This window comes from Streptomyces sp. ID05-26A, assembly GCF_033794685.1.
In the GTDB taxonomy this organism is placed as follows: domain Bacteria; phylum Actinomycetota; class Actinomycetes; order Mycobacteriales; family Pseudonocardiaceae; genus Lentzea.
The window spans coordinates 1727249-1745900 of record NZ_JARAYZ010000001.1; the positions used below are offsets into that span (position 1 = coordinate 1727249).

Here is an 18652-nt window from a genome sequence, read left to right on the forward strand (position 1 = left end):
CCTCAGTGGACGGTTGTTTTCACCCTGGTCAGGCCCTGTTCACCCAACCGTGTCCTTACACGCGAAAAGGCGCACCCGAACGCCGGGTGCGCCTTTCTCGGAACGGGGTCAGCGACCCTGGTTCGCGACCGCCGCGATGGCGTTCTTCGCCGCGTCGGGGTCGAGGTACTCGCCGCCCGGCTTGAGCGGCTTCAGGTCCTCGTCGAGCTCGTAGCGCAGCGGGATGCCGGTCGGGATGTTGAGCCCCGCGATGGCCTCGTCCGAGATGCCGTCGAGGTGCTTCACGAGGGCGCGCAGCGAGTTGCCGTGCGCGGCCACGAGGACCGTCTTGCCGGTGCGCAGGTCCGGGACGATCGAGGACTCCCAGTACGGGATCATCCGCTTCACGACGTCGAGCAGGCACTCGGTCAGCGGCAGGTCGGGGCCGAGGTCCGCGTAGCGCGGGTCGGTGTCCTGGCTGAACTCGCTGCCGGGCGCGATGGGCGGCGGCGGGGTGTCGAAGGACCGGCGCCAGAGCATGAACTGCTCCTCGCCGAACTCCTCGAGCGTCTGCTTCTTGTTCTTGCCCTGCAACGCGCCGTAGTGGCGCTCGTTGAGGCGCCAGTCGCGCTTGACCGGGATCCAGTGCCGGTCGGCGGCGTCGAGCGCCAGGTTGGCGGTCATGATCGCCCGGCGCATGAGGCTGGTGTGCAGGATCTCCGGCAGGACACCGGCTTCCTTGAGGAGCACACCGCCGCGGCGGGCCTCCTTCTCACCCTTCTCCGACAGGGGAACGTCCACCCAGCCGGTGAACAGGTTCTCCGCGTTCCACGTGCTCTCGCCGTGGCGGAGCAGGACCAAGGTTCCGACAGACATGGCAGCTAGCCTGCCATGCCGACCCGCCTGCCGTACCCCGGCCGGTCACCGTGATCCACGCCATGGGATTCGTCGGTGTAGACGTGGATCTCCAGCCCGTCGGGGTCGTTGAAGACCAGCAGCCACCCGATGCTCGCCTCGATCTCCGGCGAGTGCGCGATGCCGAGTTCGTCGAGATGCGTGATCCAGTCGGCGAGGTCCTCGCGGGTCTCCACGGCCCAGTTGACCGGGTCGAAGCCGGCGATCGCCCGAGCCGTCTCCGGGTTCTCGCGCAGGCTCAGCCCCGCGGCACCCCCGCTCACCCAGCCCGAGACCCCGCGCACGACACCGTCGGCGTCCGCGAACTCCCACTCGGGTGCGAACCCGAAGACCTCGCCGTACCAGGCGGTGCTGCGCCGCAGATCGGTCACCGGGATCTTCACGCCTCTGATGCCCCTGAGCTTCGCCATCCCGGTTGCTCCTTTTCACTGCATACACGGTGCAACGAATGTGGTTAGACTGCGCTCGATGAAGGGCGAAGTCAAGCGTTCGTACAGCTCACCGCTGCGGGAGCAGGCGGCCCTGCAAACGCGCCTGCTGGTGCGTTCCGCCGGCCACCGGCTGTTCACGCGGGACGGGTTCGTGGCGACGTCGATGCGCCGGATCGCGGCCGAGGCCGGGGTGTCCGAACGGACCGTGTACACGCACTACCGCAACAAGGTCGAGCTGTTCCAGGACGCGCTGAACGTGGCGATCGCGGGCGACGAGGAGCCCGTGGCGATGCGGGACCGGCCGGAGTTCACGGAGGTGCTCGCGGTGCCGTCCGCCGGTGAGCTGATCGCGGAACTGGTGCGGCGCAACGGGATCACACTGGAACGGGCCGGCGCGCTGATCATGGCCGGCATCGAGTCCGCCGGGGCCGATGCCGACATGCGACGGATCTCGGACGAGGGCGAGCAGGCGATGCGGGCGAACTGCCTGGCGCTGGCGGAGGCGTTGGTCGCCACCGGGGAGGTGCGGGCGGAGTTCGACGTGGCGGCGGTGGCGGACGTGCTGGTGACAATGTGCTCGCCGCACGTCCATCGGGTGCTGGGCTGGCCTGCCGGCCGCTACGAGGCTTGGCTGACGGCCACGTTGCAGGCGACACTGTTGGACAACTGACCTGGGAGGTGCGCGGCATGAGCGAGTGCGGTGCGCGCGTCCTCGTTGTCGCGCGAGCTCCGCAACTACTTGATTTCCTGCTGCTTGCAGACCTATTTCAAAAAGTTCGCTGCAATTCCGCCTGAGGCGGGTACTTGACGAATACGACGCGGCGACCCACCAAGAGCCGCCGCGTCGCTGAGATCAGGCCTGTTCGCGTGCCCTGAGGTCCTTGCGCAGGATCTTGCCCGCCGCCGACTTCGGGACCGCCTCGATGAACTCCACCACGCGCACCTTCTTGTGCGGCGCCACGTGCGAGGCCACGAACGCCATCACGGCATCACCGTCCACAGAGGACCCCGGCTGGCGCACCACGAACGCCTTCGGGACCTCCTCGCCGTCCGCGTCGCGCACGCCGATGACCGCCGCGTCGGCGATCTCCTCGTGCGTGAGCAGCACGGCCTCGAGCTCGGCCGGCGGGACCTGGTAGCCCTTGTACTTGATCAGTTCCTTGACCCGGTCGACGATCGAGACGATGCCGTCGGCGTCGATCACGGCCACGTCGCCGGTGTGCAGCCAGCCGTCGGCGTCGAGGGTGACGGCGGTGGCCTCGGCGTTGTTCAGGTAGCCCTTCATGATGTTCGGGCCCCTGCACAGCAGTTCGCCGCGCTCGTCCACGCCGACGTCCTCACCCGTGGCCGGGTCGACCAGGCGGCACTCGAGGTTCGGGATGATCACGCCGACGGTGCCGACCGAGATGTCGTCGCGGCCGTCCGGGATGGCGTGACTGACGGGCGACATCTCCGTCATGCCGTAGCCCTGGACGACGCGGCAGCCGATGCGCTTGCGCACCGCGTCGGCGAGCTCCACGTCCAGCGGCGCGGCACCGGAGAACAGCGTGTGCAACGCCGACAGGTCGTAGTTGTCGATGATCGGGTGCTTCGCCAGGGCCACGGCCACCGGCGGTGCGATGTAGACGCGGTCGGTCTTGTGCTCGGCGATCACGCGGAGGAACTCCGGCAGTTCGAACTTCGGCAGCGTCACGACGACACCGCCGATGTACAGGCCGTTGTTCATCAGGACCTGCATGCCGTAGATGTGGAAGAACGGCAGCACCGCAAGAATTCGCGTGTTCTCGCCGACGTCCGAAAGAATCGGTCCGCACTGCACGAGGTTCGCGACAAGGTTGCGGTGCGTCAGCATCACACCCTTGGGCAGCGCGGTCGTGCCGGACGAGTACGGCAGCACCGCGATGTCGTTGGCGGGGTCGATCGTCACCTCCGGCACCGGGTGCGTGTTCGCCAGCAGCTCCGGCAACGACGGGTAGCCTTCGGCGCCGTCGAGCACGACGACGTCGGTCACGCCGGCCTTCGCGGCACCGGGAGCGGCGTTCGGGAGCAGCACCGAGACGGTGAACAGCATCTTGGCGCCCGCGTCGTGCAACTGGTGCGCGACCTCGTCGGGCGTGTAGAGCGCGTTGATCGTGGTCGCCGTGGCGCCCGCGCGCAGGATGCCGTGGAACACGACGGCGTAGTAGGGCGTGTTCGGGCTCAGGATGCCGACGACATCACCTTTGCCAATACCGCGTGCTGCCAGCGCGGCGGCCATTCGGTCGATCGCCCCGGCCAACTGGCCGTAGGTGAGCGTCGCACCGGACATGCCGTCGATCAGCGCAACCCGGTCCGCCCGGTCGGCGATGTCGCCGAACAACAGCTGGTGCAGCGACACATCGGGGATCTCGACATCGGGGTACGGACTGCGAAAGACCATGCGGCGACCTCATTCATTCGCTGTACAGCGCTGTACACCCAGCCTGTGGGCTCATCGTGATCCAGCCCACTGGGCAGGTCAAGGACGACTCAATCGCTACAGATGCGTTACTTTGCGCCGCTAAATACACTCGAATGGAGTAATACAAGCACTTGTGATCGCAAGGATGTATCTGAGAAGTTGATACCGCCTCCGCGAGTCGGCTCCCACGCTTACTCGACGAGCGCGAGGCACCTTGCGCGATTCGTCATCCCCCGTCGAATCGCGTGGCCCGCTTGGGATCCGGAGGCACCCCCCGTCCACGGATCCACTGCAGCGGGGACCTTTGACGCGGGACGGCTCGATGCGACTCCCCCTCTCTCCCGAGCCGTTCCGCGCATCATCAAAGGCACACTCTCAGTAGAACTTGATCACCCTGCTTCGTTCATTCGGGTGACGCGCCTGCGCCGACGCAGCAGGTAGATCACCACCGCCGCGGGCACTCCGAGCGCCACCAGGAACGGCAGCAGGGCGCCGAAGGCGATCAGGATGCCGTTCAGCACCGCGAGCAACGCGCTCCAGCCGCCCGAGAGGGCGCTCAGGAACCCGGCCTCCTCCGGCTTCGGCGGCGCGATCGGCACGGTCGCGACCTGCACGGTCAGCGTCGCCATCGCGACCTTGCCCTTGAGCGACTCGCCGCGCCGCTGCTGCGACTCGAGCTCGGCCTGCCGCTTGGTCAGCTCGGCCTCGATCTGCGCGATCTCGGCCGTCGTCCCGGCCCGCTCGAACAGCACGCGGAGACGCTCGACGCTGGCCTTCTGGGTCGCGATCCGCGCCTCGACGTCGACCAGCTGGTCGGTGACGTCCTCGCTGCGCACCTCGCTGCGGGTGACCTCCCCGACGTTCGCGAGGTCCTTCACGACCCGGTCCAGCTCGGACGACGGCACCCGCACGGTCACGGACCCGGACTTCGCGGTCGAGTTCTCCTGCCCCGCGAACCCGCCGACCGCCGTCGCGCGGTCCTTGACCTGCCCGATCGCCCTCAGCACGTCGTCGCTGCGCAGGTCGACGGTCGCCGTGCGCACCAACTGCCGTTCCTGCTGCTGCACCGGCTGCACGGCCTGCCCGGCGGAGTTCTCCTGCTTCTCCTGCTGCGGCGCCTTCTGCTGCGCCGCCTGCGGAGGCGCGGCGTCGTGCGCCGCGGACCCGCTGCTGTTCGAGCTGCTGCCGCACCCGGCCGTCACAACGGCCAGCATCGCGATTCCCACCCACACCCCTGGTCTGCGCATGCTCATCGGACGGGCCGGGCCCGACCAGGGGTTGCCGCCTAGGCCGAAACGAGTCGCCGGCTAGTCCGAAACGAGATGTTGGAACGCCGCGAGGTTCGCGAGCGACTCCCCGCGCGACACCCGCCACGCCCACTCGCGCCGGATCGCGTCGGCGAACCCGATCTCGAGCAACGGGTTGAAGTCGCCGTCCGCCGCCTCCAGCACCTGCCCGAGCACGCGGTCCAGCTCGTCCGGCGTCACGGCGTGCTTGCCGACCCTGCCGACCAGGTAGATGTCACCCTCGGCGTCGATCGTGTAGTGCACGCCGTAGAGCCGTGCGTTGCGCCGCAGCAGGAACCGGTACACGTCCTCGAACGACTGGTCCGGCCGCCGGCACACGAAGGCCTCGACGACCAGCGCGTGCGCGGTCTCGACGAGCCACACGTTGGTCTGCAGCTTCTTGGTGCCCGGCAGCGTCACGAAGAACTTGCCCGGCTCGCGCCGGTCGTACTTCAGCTCGCGCTCGTCGAGAAAAGCCTTGATCACTGCGTCAACTGACATGTCGCTCAAGCGAAAACCTCCCGGCGGAACACTTCTCCCGCCTCTTGATACCCCGCCAGCAGGGCGTCAGTCGTGCGGTCCCACGAGAAGCGTCGCGCATGCCCCACGGCGTTGCTCGCCAGGTGCTCCCGCTGCGGCAGGGCCACCCCGCTGATCGCCGACGCCCACTCACCGGGCTCGTGTCCGTGCACGAGCACCCCGGACACCCCGTCGTTGACCGCCACGGGCAACCCGCCGACGGCCGCCGCGATCACGGGCGTCCCGCAGGCCTGGGCCTCCAGCGCCACCAGCCCGAACGACTCGTTGTAACTCGGCACCGCGACCAGGTCCGCGGCCCGGAAGACCTCGGCCAGCCTCGGGCCCGGCTGCGGCGGCAGGAAGCGCACCACGTCCGTGATCTGCAGCTCCGCGGCCAGCTCTTCCAGGGCCTTCGGGCGTTCCGTGCCGCTGCCCGACGGCCCGCCGACGATCAGCACGACCAGCTTCGACCGCAGTCCGGGGTCCCGCACGAGCATCTCGGCAGCGGCACGAAGCAGCACGTCAGGGGCCTTCAAGGGCTGGATCCGGCCGACGAACGCCAGCACGATCGCGTCCTGCGGGATGCCGAACGCCTGCCGGGACGCGCGCTGGTCACCCGGCGTGAAGCGGTCGAGGTCGACACCGGGCGGCACGACGGCGACCTTGGACGGCTCCGCGTCGTAGAGCTTGATCAGTTCACCGGCCTCGATGTCGGTGTTCGCCACCAGCCGGTCCGACTCGGCGACGACCTGCTCCTCGCCGATCACCCGCATCCTGGGCTCCGGCGCGTCCCCCTCGGCCAGCGCCAGGTTCTTCACCTTCGCGAGCGTGTGCGCCGTGTAGACGAGCGGCACGCCCCACCGTTCGCGAGCGAGCCAGCCGACCTGCCCGGACAACCAGTAATGCGAGTGGATCGCGTCGTAGTAGCCGGGCTCGTGGCGTGCCTCGGCGCGTAAGACGCCCGCCGTGAACGCGCAGAGCTGACCGGGCAGCTCCTCCTTGCCCAGGCCCTCGAACGGACCGGCGGCGACGTGCCGGACCCGCACGCCGGGCGCCAGTTCGGCCACCGGTGGCAGCTCCGACGACGTGGCGCGCGTGAAGATCTCCACCTCGACGCCGCGCTGGGCCATCCGTGTGGCCGTCTGCACGATGTAGACGTTCATCCCGCCCGCATCACCCGTGCCCGGCTGTTCGAGCGGCGAGGTGTGCACCGAGAGCACCGCTACGCGCTTCATCGGGCGACTCGCAGGAGATCGGCGGTGAACCGCTCGGGCCGCTCCAGGAAGGGCGCGTGCGCGGTGTCGGGGTAGAGGCTCAACTCGGCTCCGGGGATCAGGGCGGCGGAGTACTCGGCGGCGGCAGGGGCGACCACCTCGTCTTGAGTTCCGTGCACGACCAGGGTCGGCACGTCTACGGCCTTCAGCACGTCAGCGCTGCCCACGTCCCTGCGGAACAGCTCACCCCGCACTTTATGGCTCACGGAGGTCGCCGCGGCAGTGAGCTTCGCGACCGTCCCAGCAGGTAGTACGGGTGCCATGGCGCGGCAGAACTCGCTCATCACGGTGTCGTCGGTGATCGCGCCGGGCAGTGCGGCGCGCATCACGGGGCCCGTGGAGCCTCCGGGGCGACCGCGGCCGATCTCGGTGATCGCGCTCACGAACACCAGCGCGTTGATCAGCGCGGTGCCGTGGAAGCGGAGGTAGTCGGTGATGACGAGGCCGCCGTAGGACCACCCGACGACGGTCGCGGGCCCTGTGTGGTCGAGCACGGCCTTCAGGTCGGCGGCCCACCCGGCGGAGTCGCGGTAGTCGCCGAAGTCCTCGGATTCGCCGTGTCCGCGCAGGTCGACGGCGTAAGTGTGAAAATCGGGGAGGTCCCAGACCTCACCCGTCTGCGCCCAGCCGTGGATCAGCACCACCGGTGGCGCGCCGTCCGGACCTGATTCACGAACGGCCAGTCGTCCCCCGCCTGCCGCCGTCACGTGTGTCAGATGCACACAGGTACGAACGACCAGGTCGGGGGACGCATTCCCGCCGGCCCTACTTGATGGCCGACTTCTCCTTCCACTGGGCCCAGGAGAGCTGCCAGTCGTACCAGTCGAACTGGGCGGGCAGCGTCGTGATCGAGCCGGTGACCTCGACCGGGTCGCCGACCAGGGCCGAGTCGTAGTACGCCTTCGCGTCGGCTTCCAGCAGGTTCGCGCAGCCGTGCGAGGTGTTGTTCGTACCGATGTTGCCGGCGTTGTCGTTGTTCTCGTGGATGAACTCGCCGTGGTTCGAGAACCGGACGGCCCACTTCTTCACGACGTTGGTGTAGCCGTAGCGCGGGTTGTCGAACGAGAACGTGTCGTTCTTCGACATGACCACGAACGTGCCGTTCGGCGTCGTGAGCTCGGGGTCGGCGTCCTTGCCGAACGACGCCGGGTAGTCCGCGACCTGCGCGCCGTCCCGGAACACCTTGAGCCGGTGCGTCGGGTTGTCGATCTTCACGACCTGGTTGCGGCCGATGGTGAAGTCGCTGGTCACGTCCGCCTTGCCGAACGCACCGCCGCCGTAGTTGACGCCGTAGAGCTTGGCCTCGACCTTGATCGTGGTGTTCGCGGGCCAGTACTTCTCCGGCCGGTAGTGCACTTCCTGCGAGCTGAGCCAGGCCCACGAGCCCTGCACGTTCGCCGAGTTGGTGACCTTGAGGGCCTTCTCGACGGTCGCCTTGTCCTGGACCGGCGCCTCGAACTTGACCATGATCGGCGCCGCGACGCCGACGGTCTGGTTGTCCGACGGCCAGAGGGTCGCGCGGGTCTGCGAGCCCGGCGCGACGGTGGTGAACGAGCCCTTGAGCTCGACGGGCTTGCCATCGGTGCCGACGGCCTTCCCGGTGTAGCTGTACGTCTTGCCGTAGCCGAGCGGCTCGGCCGTCGTCCAGCCCGACTTGTCCTCGGTGAGGGTGCCCTTGACGTCGGCGCCCTCGGGTGACTTCAGTGCGACGGACTCGATCTTGCCGTCCACCACGGTGACCTGGACCGGGGTCGTGACCTGCACGTCCTTGGTTCCGTCGACCGGGGACACGGTCACCTTCGCGGACGGCAGTGAGCTGTCCGCCTTCGGTGACCCCGCCTCGACACTCGAGCAGCCGGTCAGCAGCGTCAGTCCAGCGACCAGCGCGACAAGTGTTCTCTTCACGGTTTCGACCTCCCACCTTGGTGGACGTCCAGAACCCCAGGAGGGTGCGAGTGACGTCGGTCACACCCAGGGCGGCGGCCTACGATCGAAGTCGTGAATCGACCTGTCGCAGTTGTGACCGGAGCCAGCGCGGGCATCGGCGAGGCCACCGCCCGGCGGCTCGCCGCCGAGGGTTTCCACGTCGTGCTCGGCGCACGTCGCCTGGACCTCCTCCACGTTATCGCGAAGGAGATCGACGGGACGGCCATCGAGCTGGACGTCACCGACGAAGCCTCCGTCGCCGCCTTCGCGGACCGGGTACCCGAGGCGAACGTGCTCGTGAACAACGCGGGCGGCGCTCGCGGGCTCTCGACCGTGGCCGAGGGGTCCGCGGACGAGTGGCGCTGGATGTGGGAGGCGAACGTGCTCGGCACCCTGCTGGTGACCAAGGCGTTCGTCCCGAAGCTGATCGCGTCCGGGGACGGGCACATCGTGTCCGTGACGTCCATCGCGGCGTACGAGGCCTACGACAACGGCTCGGGCTACACGAGCGCCAAGCACGCCCAGTCGGCGTTGCACCGGACGCTGAGGGGCGAGCTGCTGGGCCAGCCGGTGCGGATCACCGAGATCCAGCCGGGCATGGTCGAGACGGACTTCTCGGCGAACCGGTTCGGCGGCGACACCGAGCGCGCGGCCAAGGTCTACCAGGGCATCACGCCGCTGGTCGCGGACGACGTGGCGGACGTGATCGCGTTCGCCGTCACCCGGCCGTCGCACGTGAACCTCGACACGATCGTGCTCAAGCCGCGGGCCCAGGCCTCCGCGACTCGGGCACACCGGGAATGAGCAGTTCCACGTCGAGCTGACGCAGGACGGGCTGGATCGGGTTCGCGAACCCGGTCGAGCCCGATCCGGCGACGTACAGCCCCACGACGAGGTTGTCGGCGTCGACCAGCACGGCCCCGCTGTCGCCGTGGTCACCGAAGCGCTCCGACGAGTGGACGCGGATCTGGTCGCGCAGCGTCCGGACACCGATGCCGTCGCCGAAGTCGAGCCTGATCGTCGCGTCCGCCGACTCGATCACGCCGTAGGTGAGTCCGGTGGTGCGGCCGCGTTTGCGCACGGTCGAGCCGATCGTCGCGGGCGCGCTGCCCGTGATCGCGCCGACGTCGACCACCTCCGCGCGGAACGGCCGGGCGCCCATCCTCAGCGCCGCCGCGCACACCGCACCCGCGAGCGCCGCCCGGTCCAGCACGCCGATCACATCGGCGCCGGGCACCCCACCGTCCACTCTGGACGGATGCACGAACTCGTCGCCCACCGCCCACGAGTCGTCGACGCAGCCGACGTGGAACGTGGTGAGCCCCAGCACCTTCCGCTGCTCGTCGCGCGTGACCACGAACGCGCCGAGCGTGCCGGCGATCACGAACTCGCCGGCTCGCTCGACCTCCGGCGGCACCACCCGGAACGACCGGGCGGGCCCGATGCCGATGCCGCCGCGCAGGATCGAATGCCGTTCCACCGCAACGGGTTGCTCGTCGCTGACACGCGTCATCCCGGCGCGGTGCAGCACGATCGACTCGGCCACGACGTCGGTCGGCACGCCGCGGACCTCGACCGGGATCTGGTCCGGCCGGTCGGGTCCCTTGGCGCACACGTAGACCACGATCGCGGCCTTGCCCGTCGGGCGCCCACCGGTGACCTTCTCGCCGATGTCGACGCCGATCACGCCCGGCCGCGACAGGAACTCGTCTTCGACCATCCGCTTGACCGGGCGGATGACCGCCCGCACGTTCTCGTCGAGGTAGCTCATAGCGACCTCCCGCTCCGCCCCTGCTTGTTCAATGAAACACGCCAAGTAGCGGTTCGTCACACGGAGTCACCCGAACAGAGCTAGAGCTGAACGCCTACGAACACCGGCTCCGGGTGCAGCTCCACGCCGAACGCCGCCCGCACGCCGTCGCGCACCTCGCGCGCGAGGTCCAGCAGGTCCTCGGTCGACGCGCCGCCGCGGTTCGTCAGGGCCAGCGTGTGCTTGCCGGACAACGACACCCGGCCGCCCGGCCCCTGGTGCCCCTTGCGGAAGCCCGCCCGTTCGATCAGCCACGCGGCCGAGAGCTTCTTCTGGCCGGGGCCCGCGGGGTAGCTCGGCACGTCGACGTCCGAGCCGAGGCGTTCGGCGATGCGGATCAGCACACCGTTGAACGTCGAGTCGTCGATGATCGGGTTGGTGAAGAACGAGCCGGCGCTCCACGTGTCGTGGTCGGCGGCGTCGAGCACCATGCCCTTGCCGCGGCGCAGTTCGAGGACGGCCTTGCGAGCCTCGTCGGCCGGCACGCGATCCCCTTGCGCCACACCGAGAACGCGCGCGAGCTCGCCGTAGCGGATCGGTGCGGACATGCCCCCGGAGGTCAGCGTGAACCTGGTGCGCAGCACGACCGCGTTGTCCGTGCCCTTGAGCGTGCTGGTGCGGTAACCCAGGCCCAGCTTGGCGGCGGGCACCTGGTGCACCTTGCCGCTGCGGCGGTCCAGCAGGTCGACCGACTGCAACGCCTGGGAGATCTCGACGCCGTACGCGCCGACGTTCTGCACGGGCGTGGCGCCGTTGAGGCCGGGGATGCCCGAGAGGCACTCCAGGCCGCCGAGGCCCTGCGCGACCGCCTCGGCGACGACCGCGTCCCACTCCTCGCCCGCCTCGACGGTGAACTGGACGATGCCGCCGCCCAGCGGGTCGAGCCGGAAGCCCTTGGTGGCCACGTGCACGACGGTGCCGTCGAAGCCGTCGTCGGAGATCACGAGGTTGGACCCGCCGCCGAGCACGAGGACCTTCTCGTCGGCTGCGGCGTCGGCTGTTCGCACGGCTTCGACCAGCTCAGCGGCGGTCGTGGCGTGGACGAACCGCGCGGCCGGGCCACCGAGTCGGAGCGTGGTGCGCTCGGCCAGAGGTACGGACTGCGTGGTGGTCACAGACGTCAACGGTAGCCTCCGCGACATGGCACGCCGCATCGAGCACCACACCACGTCACCCCATTCGGCGGAGAAGGTCTTCGGCGCGATGGTCGACGAGACCTATCTGCGGGACAGGCTGGCCGAGATCGGCGGCAAGGACGCCGCGCTCGTGTCGTTCGACCAGACCGACGAGCGGACGTCGTACCAGCTCAAGCAGGGTGTCCCTGCCGAGCACCTGCCGTCGGCGGTCAAGGCGGCGCTCGGCGGCGACCTGGTGATCCAGCGCACGGAGACGTGGGCCGCGGGCGCCGGCACGGTCGAGGTGCTGATCAACGGTGTGCCCGGCCGCCTGGAGGGTTCCTTCACCGTCCTGGACAACGGCTCCGGCTCGAAGACCACCCTCGCGGGGGAGGTCAAGGTCGGCATCCCGTTCCTGGGCGGCAAGCTCGAGAAGCTGATCGCCGAGCAGGTCGTCGTGCTGCTCGACAAGGAGAGCGAGTTCACGTCCGGATGGCTCGCAAACCGCGGCTAGCGGCCGGCCGGGCCCGTGCGCTCGGCCTGCCGACGCGCGGCACGACCAACCCGAACCGCCTGCGCCGGGTCGACCGGTGGATGACCGGCACGCTGTCCGGCCTCCTGCTGGACGCGACCGATCCGCTCGTGGTCGACCTCGGGTACGGGGCCACGCCGATCACCACCGTCGAGATGGCCGCACGCCTGCGGACCGTCCGTCCCGACGTGCGCGTGCTCGGGCTGGAGATCGACCAGGACCGGGTGGACGCGGGCAAGGCCGTGGCGGACCCGCCGTTGCTCGACTTCCGGCGCGGCGGTTTCGAACTGGCCGGTGCGCGGCCGGTGTTGTTGCGCGCCTTCAACGTGCTGCGCCAGTACACCGAGGAGCAGTCGTTCGAGGCGTGGGACACGATGCTGTCCCGGATGGCGCCCGGCGGCCTGGTCGTCGAGGGCACCTGCGACGAGATCGGCCGCCGCTGCACGTGGGTGACGTTGAACTCGGACGGCCCGCAGACCTTCACTCTGGCCGTGAAGCCGTCCGCCATCGAGGTGCCCTCTGATGTCGCCGAACGGCTGCCCAAGGCATTGATCCACAAGAACGTGCCGGGCGAGCGCGTGCACGCGTTGCTGGCCGAGCTGGACGCCTGCTGGGCGACCGCGGCCCCGTTCGCCCCGTTCGGGCCGCGAGCGCGCTGGGTGGAGTCGGCGCGGCTGCTGGTGGAACGCGGCTGGCCCGTGCTGGACGACCGGAAGCGGTGGCGGCTCGGCGAAATCACGCTCGAATGGGCGGCCGTGGCGCCCTAGGGTGGGTCTCGTGGACTACGTCGCGCAGATCGAGAACCAGGCTTCGCTGTTGCGTTCGGCCGTCGTGAAGGCCGGTCCGGACGTCCCCGTCCCTTCGTGTCCTGAGTGGACGGTGCTCGCCCTCGTGCGGCACATGGCGGAGGTGCACACCTGGGCGGGACAGGCCGTCGTGACGGCACCCGAGGACGGGCGGCCGAAGTGGCCGCACGCGCCGGAGGGCTTCGACGAGACGCTCTCCTGGTGGGAGACAGGGCTTTCCACGCTGCTGGACCGCCTGCGCGAGGTGCCCGCCGACCGTCCCGCGTGGACGTTCCACGGTCCGCAGGTCGCCGGCTTCTGGTCGCGCAGGCAGGCGCACGAGACGTCGATCCACCGCCTGGACGCCGAACTGGCCGTCGGCCACGACCTGCCCTCGCTGACGTTCGACCCGGAGTTCGCCGCGGACGGCATCGACGAGTACCTCACCGTCCTGGTGGCGCGCCGGATCGAGCTGGGCTTCCCGGTCACCGCCACCGGCCGGCTCCTGGTCCACGCCGCCGACGCGGGCCGCACCTGGGAGATCAGGTTGACGGAGGGCGAGCCCCTGGTCGTCACCGCCCCGCAGGACTCGGCCTTCGCCGAGGACGCGACCCTCGTGGGCACCGCCGACTCGATCTACCGCGCCGTCTACGCCCGCCCCGGCCACGCGATCGTGACGGGAGACGAGTCGCTGTTGGCGGGTCTGCCCAGGCCGTGAATACTTCTGCGGCGTGTCATCGCCTGAACGTCGCTATGTGATCACCTTCGGCTGCCCGGACCGCACCGGCATCATCGCGAGGATCTCGTCGTTCCTCGCGGACAACGGCGGCTGGATCGTCGAGGCCGCCTACCACACCGATCCGGAGACGGGCTGGTTCTTCACGCGCCAGGAGGTCCGCGCGGACTCCCTGCCGTTCGGCGTGGACGAGCTGCGCGAGCGCTTCGCCGGCGTCGCCGCCTCGCTGGGCGCGCAGTCGACGTGGACGGTGACCGACACGGGCTCCCGCAAGCGCGTGGTCATCCTCGTCTCGAAGGAGGGCCACTGCCTCTACGACCTGCTGGCCCGCGTCGCCACCGGCGAGCTGGACGTCGAGGTGTCCGCGGTCATCGGCAACCACCCGGAACTGGGCGACATCACGCGCGCGCACGGCATCTCGTTCCACCACGTGCCGTTCCCGGCCAACGACCCCGAGGGCAAGCAGGCGGCGTTCGCGCAGCTGCGCCAACTGGTCGAGAAGCACGACCCGCACGCCGTGGTGCTGGCCCGCTTCATGCAGATCCTGCCGCCGGAGCTGTGCGCGGCCTGGACCGGTCGCACGATCAACATCCACCACAGCTTCCTGCCGTCGTTCATCGGCGCGCGCCCGTACCACCAGGCGCACCGCCGCGGCGTGAAGCTGGTCGGCGCGACCTGCCACTACGTGACGGCCGACCTGGACGCGGGGCCGATCATCGAGCAGGACGTGATGCGCGTGCACCACGGCGACTCGGTGGCGGACATGGTGCGCAAGGGGCGTGACATCGAGAAGGTGGTGCTGGCGCGCGGGTTGCGGTGGCACCTGGAGGACCGCGTGCTGGTGCACGGCAACCAGACGGTGATCTTCTAGATCGAGACCGTGCCTTCCGCCACGAGACGGCGGAAGGCACGTCCGCGTTCGTCAGATCTTGTTCGCCGCCATCCCCACCGCCTCCACGAGCCACCCCGCGTCCGCCGCCGACATCACCGCGGGCGGCGTGAAACCGACCTTCCGGCCGCGGAAGTCGGCCAGCACCCGCCGTCGCAACAGCTCACCGGTGAACACGTCGGCGGCCTTCTGGTCCGGCAGTTCGACGCCGAGCAGGAGCCCCCGCCCGGTCGCGTGCGCCTTGCCCGACACGACGGCACGCAGGCCGTACAGCAGCTCGTCGCCCAGCAGTTTGGCGCGTTCGACCAGGCCCTCGGAGGCGGTGACGCGCAGGGTGGCGTTCACGGCGGCGGACGCCAGCGGTGACACGGCTTCCGAGCCGCGCCACAACGGCACCTCGACGTCGGCCGTGGCCACCACGGCGGCGATCGGGAGCACGCCGCCGGACAGCCCCTCGCCCACCAGCATGATGTCCGGCGTCACGCCGTCGAGGTCGACGCCCCACCACACGCCGAGACGCCCCAGCCCGGACCGCGTCTCGTCCACGATGAGCAGGGCGCCGGACTCGCGGCACACCTCCGCCACGGCGCTCAGGTAGCCCGTGGGCGGGAGCGCGGCGCCACGGACCGGTTCGAGGAGTACGCACGCCGGTGGTCCGGAGGCCAGGGTGGAGCGCAACGCGTCGATGCCGCCGTACGGGACGTCGCCGGTGGTCAACACACGTGGACGGCCGTTCGCCTGTGCGAGGGCCACGGCGAACTGAGCGGCCTCGGAGGCCGAGGCGAAGGTGTGGATGTGGTCGAGGCCGTTCGGGGTGACCAGGTCGAGCATCAGGCGGTCCAGCAGCGACGGCCGGCGCACCTGGCCGACGACGGCCTGCACGACGGCCGGGTGGGCGTGGCCGAGCAGAGGGACTCCGTACCCACCGCAGTCCAGGTATTCGACGCGGTGGGGGTCTACCACTCGTGCGCCTCTGGCAGCGCATCCGGTCATCAGTTCGGTGGCCATGGCGGGGAACCTTTCCTGGGCAGCGCGGCCCGAGGCCGCTCGTCGGGAGGGCGAGCGGACCTGTGTTCCCACCTACTCATTCGGATTCCGGGGCACGGTGGTTCGCCCGGGGCATAGGCTTTTTCCCGTGCGGATCGAAATCACCGACCTCGACCAGCTGCGGGCAGCTCCTGACCTGCGCAAAGCCGTCATCATCGGGCTGGACCTCACTCGCGAGGACGTGCGGGTGCCGCTGGACGGCGCGCTGCTGCTCGGCTGCGCCCTCAGCGAGACCATGCAGCGCCGGGCAGAGGCCGCGGGAGCGTTGATCTTCCCGGTCATCCCGGACCTGCCCTACGACGTGTACCGGTCGGCGCTCTACACACCCGCGGAGCTGTTCAAGGGCTTCGACCCGGCCGATCCGAAGTCGTACGCCGACACCCCGGACGCGGAGATCTACCGGCACAGCAGGCAGCAGGGCCACCACCCGGACCCGTTGCACGCGCTGACCGAACGCCTGCACGACCACTCGATCACCGAGGCCCTCGACGACACGCTGACGGGCTCACCGGTCGCGGTCATGGGCGGCCACGCGCTCGCCCGCGGTTCCGACGGCTACCGCAACGCCGTCGCGCTCGGTGCCGCGCTGGGCAACGCGGGCTTCACCGTGCTGACCGGCGGCGGGCCGGGCGCGATGGAGGCCGTCCCGCTGGGCGTCCGGCTCGGCGAGGTGAACACGGACGTCCTCGGCGCCATCGCGCAGGCGCCGTCCTTCGGCCACGACGACGAGTCGATCGGCCGGTGGCTGGCGGCGTTCCCGGAGATCCCGAGCTTCGAGACCCCGCGCACGATCGGCATCCCGACCTGGTTCTACGGCCACGAGCCGCCCAACCCGGCCTGCGAACTGCACGCGAAGTACTTCGCGAACTCGGTGCGCGAGGAGGGCCTGCTGACCGTCGCGACCGGCGGCATCGTCTACACGCCGGGCAAGGCGGGCACGGTCCAGGAGGTCTTCCAGGACTTCACGCAGAACTACTACGGCAGCGTCGGCCCGGCCGCGCCCATGATCTTCCTGGGCAGGGCGTTCTGGACGGACGAGATCCCGGCCGCGCCGCTGGTGATGAAACTCGCGGCGGGCCGGGAGGCCGAGCAGTGGATCCTCGTCACCGACGACGTGGACGAGGCGATCGCACTACTGCAGAAGTACCAGTCCTAGCTACTGGTAGCGGTAGCCCGTGCCGATGAGCTCGACGTCGCCACCGGCGCTGCGGTCCCAGGTGCAGGGCCAGCCGTTCAGCACGCTGTCCTCGTAGTAGTCCTTGTTGCACTGGCCCCAGTTGCCCTTGCCGAGGCTGGAGATGCAGGCACCGTTGCGGTACAGCGAGCCGTTGCGGAGGTTCTCCCAGTACACACCGGCGGACGCACCGTCGGAGTCCTGGTCCTGCACCCACCAGTGGTCGCCGCCCTTCTCGTAACAGATCTCGACGGCCGTGTAGGAGTGGCACGTCAGCTGCGAGCGGGGCGGCAGCGTGCCGGCGACGGCCAGCTGGATGCCGTCCGCCGCCGCGGCGACGTCTGACACCGCCTGCACCGGTGGGGCCTCCGCCGAGGCGGACGCGGGCATCATCGAGCCCATGACGGCCAGGAAGGCCATAGAGAAAGCAAGCACGAGCCTGCGCATAGAGGTTTCCTCCAGTTTGTAAGGGTTCCCGCCTCGGAGGAGGCGGAAGTCGAGTGGGCTCAGCCGATCTCGCCGAGCGGAACGGCGAAGATCGCTCGCCGGTCGATGAACGTGCTGCGGTCCTCGGTCCAGGCGTGCTCGGAGACCGTCCAGAGCTTTCCGGCGGTGATCCCCGGGCCGTGCTCGTGGTAGAGGTCCTCGCCGCCGATGGCCCAGCTGTTGGTGCTCGTGGCTCCGCCGAGGGAACCGAAGTGCATCCAGCTGTGGTTGCGGTTCGAGCTGCGGCCCAGGTAGTAGGTGTTCTTCCAGGTCTGGACGCCCTGGAGGTTGCTGCGCGGCACGGTGACCACGTCCTGCGGCACGGCCTTGCCGTTGCTCAGCGTGAGCTGCCGGGACGAGGCGTCGACGCGGTAGCGGACCACCCGGCCACCGTCGACGGCGGCGTCGGTGCTGCGGTCGTTGCGGTACTCGCCGACGACGAGCGTGTCCGGCGTGGAACTGCGGTCCAGCGACAACGACGAGAAGCACAGCTGGGTGGCGCTGGGCAGCTCGCACTCCGTCTGCACCGGCTGCCGGTACCAGCCGACCTGCGGCAGCACGTACTTGTAGTTGTAGGCGTAGTAGTTGCTGCCGCTCTTGCCGATGCTGTCCTGCGCGTCGGACACCTCGAGGAGGCGTTCGACGTCGAACACGCGCAGGCCGCCGGAGGTGTCGGCCACGTAGAGGTAGTGGCCGAGCCACGCAAGGCCGCCGGCGTGGATCGGCACCGCCTTGTAGTTCGCGTTCGCGGTCGGCTCGACCAGCAGCACGTGCCGGTACTTGCGGTTCTTCATGTCGACGAACGAGATCCGCACGCCCTTGTCCGGCCCGGAAGCCTTGTAGTGCCAGCTGACGAGCAGGATGCGGTTCTCGCCCCACAGGCCGTCGTCATCCGCGTCCGACGAACCGGTGACGCCCTGCGGGATCCAGTAGTCGACCTTGCTGTCACCGGGGTCCCAGCAGAACTTCTCGCTGCTGTGCAGGATCTGCCCGGACGTCAGCGGGTAGTCCGTTCGGTCGTAGTTCTCCGGGAGCGCCTGCTGCTGCGCGCTGTTGCAGGACGCGATGTCCCGGTTGGCGTCCCGCAGCAGTGCGGCGACCGACGTCGTGGTGCCGACCGCGCTCTGCAACTGCGCGGCGGAGGACTCCAGACTCCAATCGGGCGTCAATGCGAAAGCACCCGTTGGGCGGCTGTGGATTAGATCGTCCGCCGCCTCTTGTGCCTGCACGGGCAACGTCGCGCTCAACGCACCCGTCAACGCCACTAGAAGTGCTGTGCGCCAGCGTCTGGTCATCATCGCTCCTGCT

At 69.5% G+C, this 18652-nt stretch carries 20 protein-coding genes; 7 read left to right on the forward strand and 13 right to left on the reverse strand.

What is annotated here, in order from left to right:
* Window positions 1–108: 108 nt before the first annotated feature.
* Together PV646_RS08470 and PV646_RS08475 are read right to left on the reverse strand one after the other, a co-directional pair.
* A complete protein-coding gene (locus PV646_RS08470; RefSeq protein WP_500340876.1) occupies window positions 109–855 on the reverse strand; it encodes a phosphoglyceromutase in 747 nt (248 codons plus the stop codon).
* Window positions 856–860: 5 nt separating this feature from the next.
* A complete protein-coding gene (locus tag PV646_RS08475; RefSeq protein ID WP_500340877.1) occupies window positions 861–1304 on the reverse strand; it encodes a VOC family protein in 444 nt (147 codons plus the stop codon).
* Between the two features lie 58 nt (window positions 1305–1362).
* On the opposite strand from PV646_RS08475, the gene PV646_RS08480 reads away from it, so the two are divergent.
* On the forward strand, window positions 1363–1995 hold the full coding sequence (locus PV646_RS08480) for a TetR/AcrR family transcriptional regulator (RefSeq protein ID WP_500340878.1): 633 nt from the start codon (window positions 1363–1365) through the stop codon (window positions 1993–1995).
* A gap of 183 nt (window positions 1996–2178) precedes the next feature.
* Here the strand turns inward: PV646_RS08480 and PV646_RS08485 are convergent, their stop codons facing one another.
* From PV646_RS08485 to PV646_RS08510, 6 genes are all read right to left on the reverse strand, one after another.
* A complete protein-coding gene (locus tag PV646_RS08485; protein WP_500340879.1) occupies window positions 2179–3744 on the reverse strand; it encodes an AMP-binding protein in 1566 nt (521 codons plus the stop codon).
* 410 nt (window positions 3745–4154) lie between these two features.
* A complete protein-coding gene (locus tag PV646_RS08490; RefSeq protein ID WP_500340880.1) occupies window positions 4155–4979 on the reverse strand; it encodes a DUF4349 domain-containing protein in 825 nt (274 codons plus the stop codon).
* Window positions 4980–5072: 93 nt separating this feature from the next.
* Window positions 5073–5552, reverse strand: a complete 480-nt coding sequence (locus tag PV646_RS08495) for a type III secretion system chaperone family protein (RefSeq protein ID WP_500340881.1) — start codon at window positions 5550–5552, stop codon at window positions 5073–5075.
* 5 nt (window positions 5553–5557) lie between these two features.
* On the reverse strand, window positions 5558–6805 hold the full coding sequence (gene mshA / locus PV646_RS08500; RefSeq protein ID WP_500340882.1) for a D-inositol-3-phosphate glycosyltransferase: 1248 nt from the start codon (window positions 6803–6805) through the stop codon (window positions 5558–5560).
* Window positions 6802–7566, reverse strand: a complete 765-nt coding sequence (locus tag PV646_RS08505) for an alpha/beta fold hydrolase (protein ID WP_500340883.1) — start codon at window positions 7564–7566, stop codon at window positions 6802–6804. Before PV646_RS08505 ends, mshA begins: the two co-directional genes overlap by 4 nt.
* 43 nt (window positions 7567–7609) lie before the next feature.
* Window positions 7610–8749: a L,D-transpeptidase gene (locus tag PV646_RS08510; protein ID WP_500340884.1), complete on the reverse strand. Its 1140-nt coding sequence runs from the start codon at window positions 8747–8749 to the stop codon at window positions 7610–7612.
* 93 nt (window positions 8750–8842) lie between these two features.
* Between PV646_RS08510 and PV646_RS08515 the strand changes: the two genes are divergently transcribed.
* Window positions 8843–9574 carry an SDR family NAD(P)-dependent oxidoreductase gene (locus tag PV646_RS08515; RefSeq protein WP_500340885.1) on the forward strand — a complete coding sequence of 244 codons (732 nt, stop codon included), beginning with the start codon at window positions 8843–8845 and terminating at the stop codon, window positions 9572–9574.
* Here PV646_RS08515 and PV646_RS08520 read toward each other — a convergent pair.
* Both PV646_RS08520 and PV646_RS08525 read right to left on the reverse strand, forming a co-directional pair.
* Window positions 9528–10541: a chymotrypsin family serine protease gene (locus PV646_RS08520; RefSeq protein ID WP_500340886.1), complete on the reverse strand. Its 1014-nt coding sequence runs from the start codon at window positions 10539–10541 to the stop codon at window positions 9528–9530. The two genes, PV646_RS08515 and PV646_RS08520, sit on opposite strands and share 47 nt — an antisense overlap.
* Window positions 10542–10621: 80 nt before the next feature.
* A complete protein-coding gene (locus tag PV646_RS08525) occupies window positions 10622–11695 on the reverse strand; it encodes a UDP-N-acetylmuramate dehydrogenase (RefSeq protein WP_500340887.1) in 1074 nt (357 codons plus the stop codon).
* A 25-nt stretch (window positions 11696–11720) separates the two neighbouring features.
* Here PV646_RS08525 and PV646_RS08530 point away from each other — a divergent pair, with 25 nt between their 5' ends.
* From PV646_RS08530 to purU, 4 genes are read left to right on the forward strand one after another with little or no spacing between them, the layout of a single operon-like run.
* Entirely contained in the window at window positions 11721–12209 is a 489-nt protein-coding gene (locus PV646_RS08530) for a DUF2505 domain-containing protein (protein WP_500340888.1), read from the forward strand.
* Window positions 12188–12994: a class I SAM-dependent methyltransferase gene (locus PV646_RS08535; protein ID WP_500340889.1), complete on the forward strand. Its 807-nt coding sequence runs from the start codon at window positions 12188–12190 to the stop codon at window positions 12992–12994. Before PV646_RS08530 ends, PV646_RS08535 begins: the two co-directional genes overlap by 22 nt.
* A gap of 10 nt (window positions 12995–13004) precedes the next feature.
* Entirely contained in the window at window positions 13005–13730 is a 726-nt protein-coding gene (locus tag PV646_RS08540; RefSeq protein WP_500340890.1) for a maleylpyruvate isomerase N-terminal domain-containing protein, read from the forward strand.
* 37 nt (window positions 13731–13767) lie between these two features.
* Window positions 13768–14619, forward strand: a complete 852-nt coding sequence (gene purU, locus PV646_RS08545; RefSeq protein ID WP_500340891.1) for a formyltetrahydrofolate deformylase — start codon at window positions 13768–13770, stop codon at window positions 14617–14619.
* 51 nt (window positions 14620–14670) lie between these two features.
* Here the strand turns inward: purU and PV646_RS08550 are convergent, their stop codons facing one another.
* A complete protein-coding gene (locus tag PV646_RS08550; RefSeq protein ID WP_500340892.1) occupies window positions 14671–15645 on the reverse strand; it encodes an aminotransferase class III-fold pyridoxal phosphate-dependent enzyme in 975 nt (324 codons plus the stop codon).
* A 127-nt stretch (window positions 15646–15772) separates the two neighbouring features.
* Here PV646_RS08550 and PV646_RS08555 point away from each other — a divergent pair, with 127 nt between their 5' ends.
* Window positions 15773–16840, forward strand: coding sequence for an LOG family protein (locus PV646_RS08555; RefSeq protein ID WP_500340893.1), 1068 nt, complete (start codon window positions 15773–15775; stop codon window positions 16838–16840).
* On the opposite strand, the gene PV646_RS08560 is transcribed toward PV646_RS08555, so the two are convergent.
* Window positions 16841–17305, reverse strand: coding sequence for a hypothetical protein (locus PV646_RS08560; RefSeq protein ID WP_500340894.1), 465 nt, complete (start codon window positions 17303–17305; stop codon window positions 16841–16843).
* A 59-nt stretch (window positions 17306–17364) separates the two neighbouring features.
* Window positions 17365–18639, reverse strand: a complete 1275-nt coding sequence (locus PV646_RS08565; protein WP_500340895.1) for a hypothetical protein — start codon at window positions 18637–18639, stop codon at window positions 17365–17367.
* Window positions 18640–18652 lie beyond the last annotated feature (13 nt).

Bases quoted from the DNA above. Each gene is read 5' to 3' on its own strand.
- PV646_RS08470 (WP_500340876.1), bottom strand. From the start codon at position 855: ATGTCTGTCGGAACCTTGGTCCTGCTCCGCCACGGCGAGAGCACGTGG.
- PV646_RS08475 (WP_500340877.1), bottom strand. From the start codon at position 1,304: ATGGCGAAGCTCAGGGGCATCAGAGGCGTGAAGATCCCGGTGACCGAT.
- PV646_RS08480 (WP_500340878.1), top strand. From the start codon at position 1,363: ATGAAGGGCGAAGTCAAGCGTTCGTACAGCTCACCGCTGCGGGAGCAG.
- PV646_RS08485 (WP_500340879.1), bottom strand. From the start codon at position 3,744: ATGGTCTTTCGCAGTCCGTACCCCGATGTCGAGATCCCCGATGTGTCG.
- PV646_RS08490 (WP_500340880.1), bottom strand. From the start codon at position 4,979: ATGCTGGCCGTTGTGACGGCCGGGTGCGGCAGCAGCTCGAACAGCAGC.
- PV646_RS08495 (WP_500340881.1), bottom strand. From the start codon at position 5,552: ATGTCAGTTGACGCAGTGATCAAGGCTTTTCTCGACGAGCGCGAGCTG.
- mshA (WP_500340882.1), bottom strand. From the start codon at position 6,805: ATGAAGCGCGTAGCGGTGCTCTCGGTGCACACCTCGCCGCTCGAACAG.
- PV646_RS08520 (WP_500340886.1), bottom strand. From the start codon at position 10,541: ATGAGCTACCTCGACGAGAACGTGCGGGCGGTCATCCGCCCGGTCAAG.
- PV646_RS08530 (WP_500340888.1), top strand. From the start codon at position 11,721: ATGGCACGCCGCATCGAGCACCACACCACGTCACCCCATTCGGCGGAG.
- PV646_RS08535 (WP_500340889.1), top strand. From the start codon at position 12,188: ATGGCTCGCAAACCGCGGCTAGCGGCCGGCCGGGCCCGTGCGCTCGGC.
- PV646_RS08550 (WP_500340892.1), bottom strand. From the start codon at position 15,645: ATGGCCACCGAACTGATGACCGGATGCGCTGCCAGAGGCGCACGAGTG.
- PV646_RS08560 (WP_500340894.1), bottom strand. From the start codon at position 17,305: ATGCGCAGGCTCGTGCTTGCTTTCTCTATGGCCTTCCTGGCCGTCATG.
- PV646_RS08565 (WP_500340895.1), bottom strand. From the start codon at position 18,639: ATGACCAGACGCTGGCGCACAGCACTTCTAGTGGCGTTGACGGGTGCG.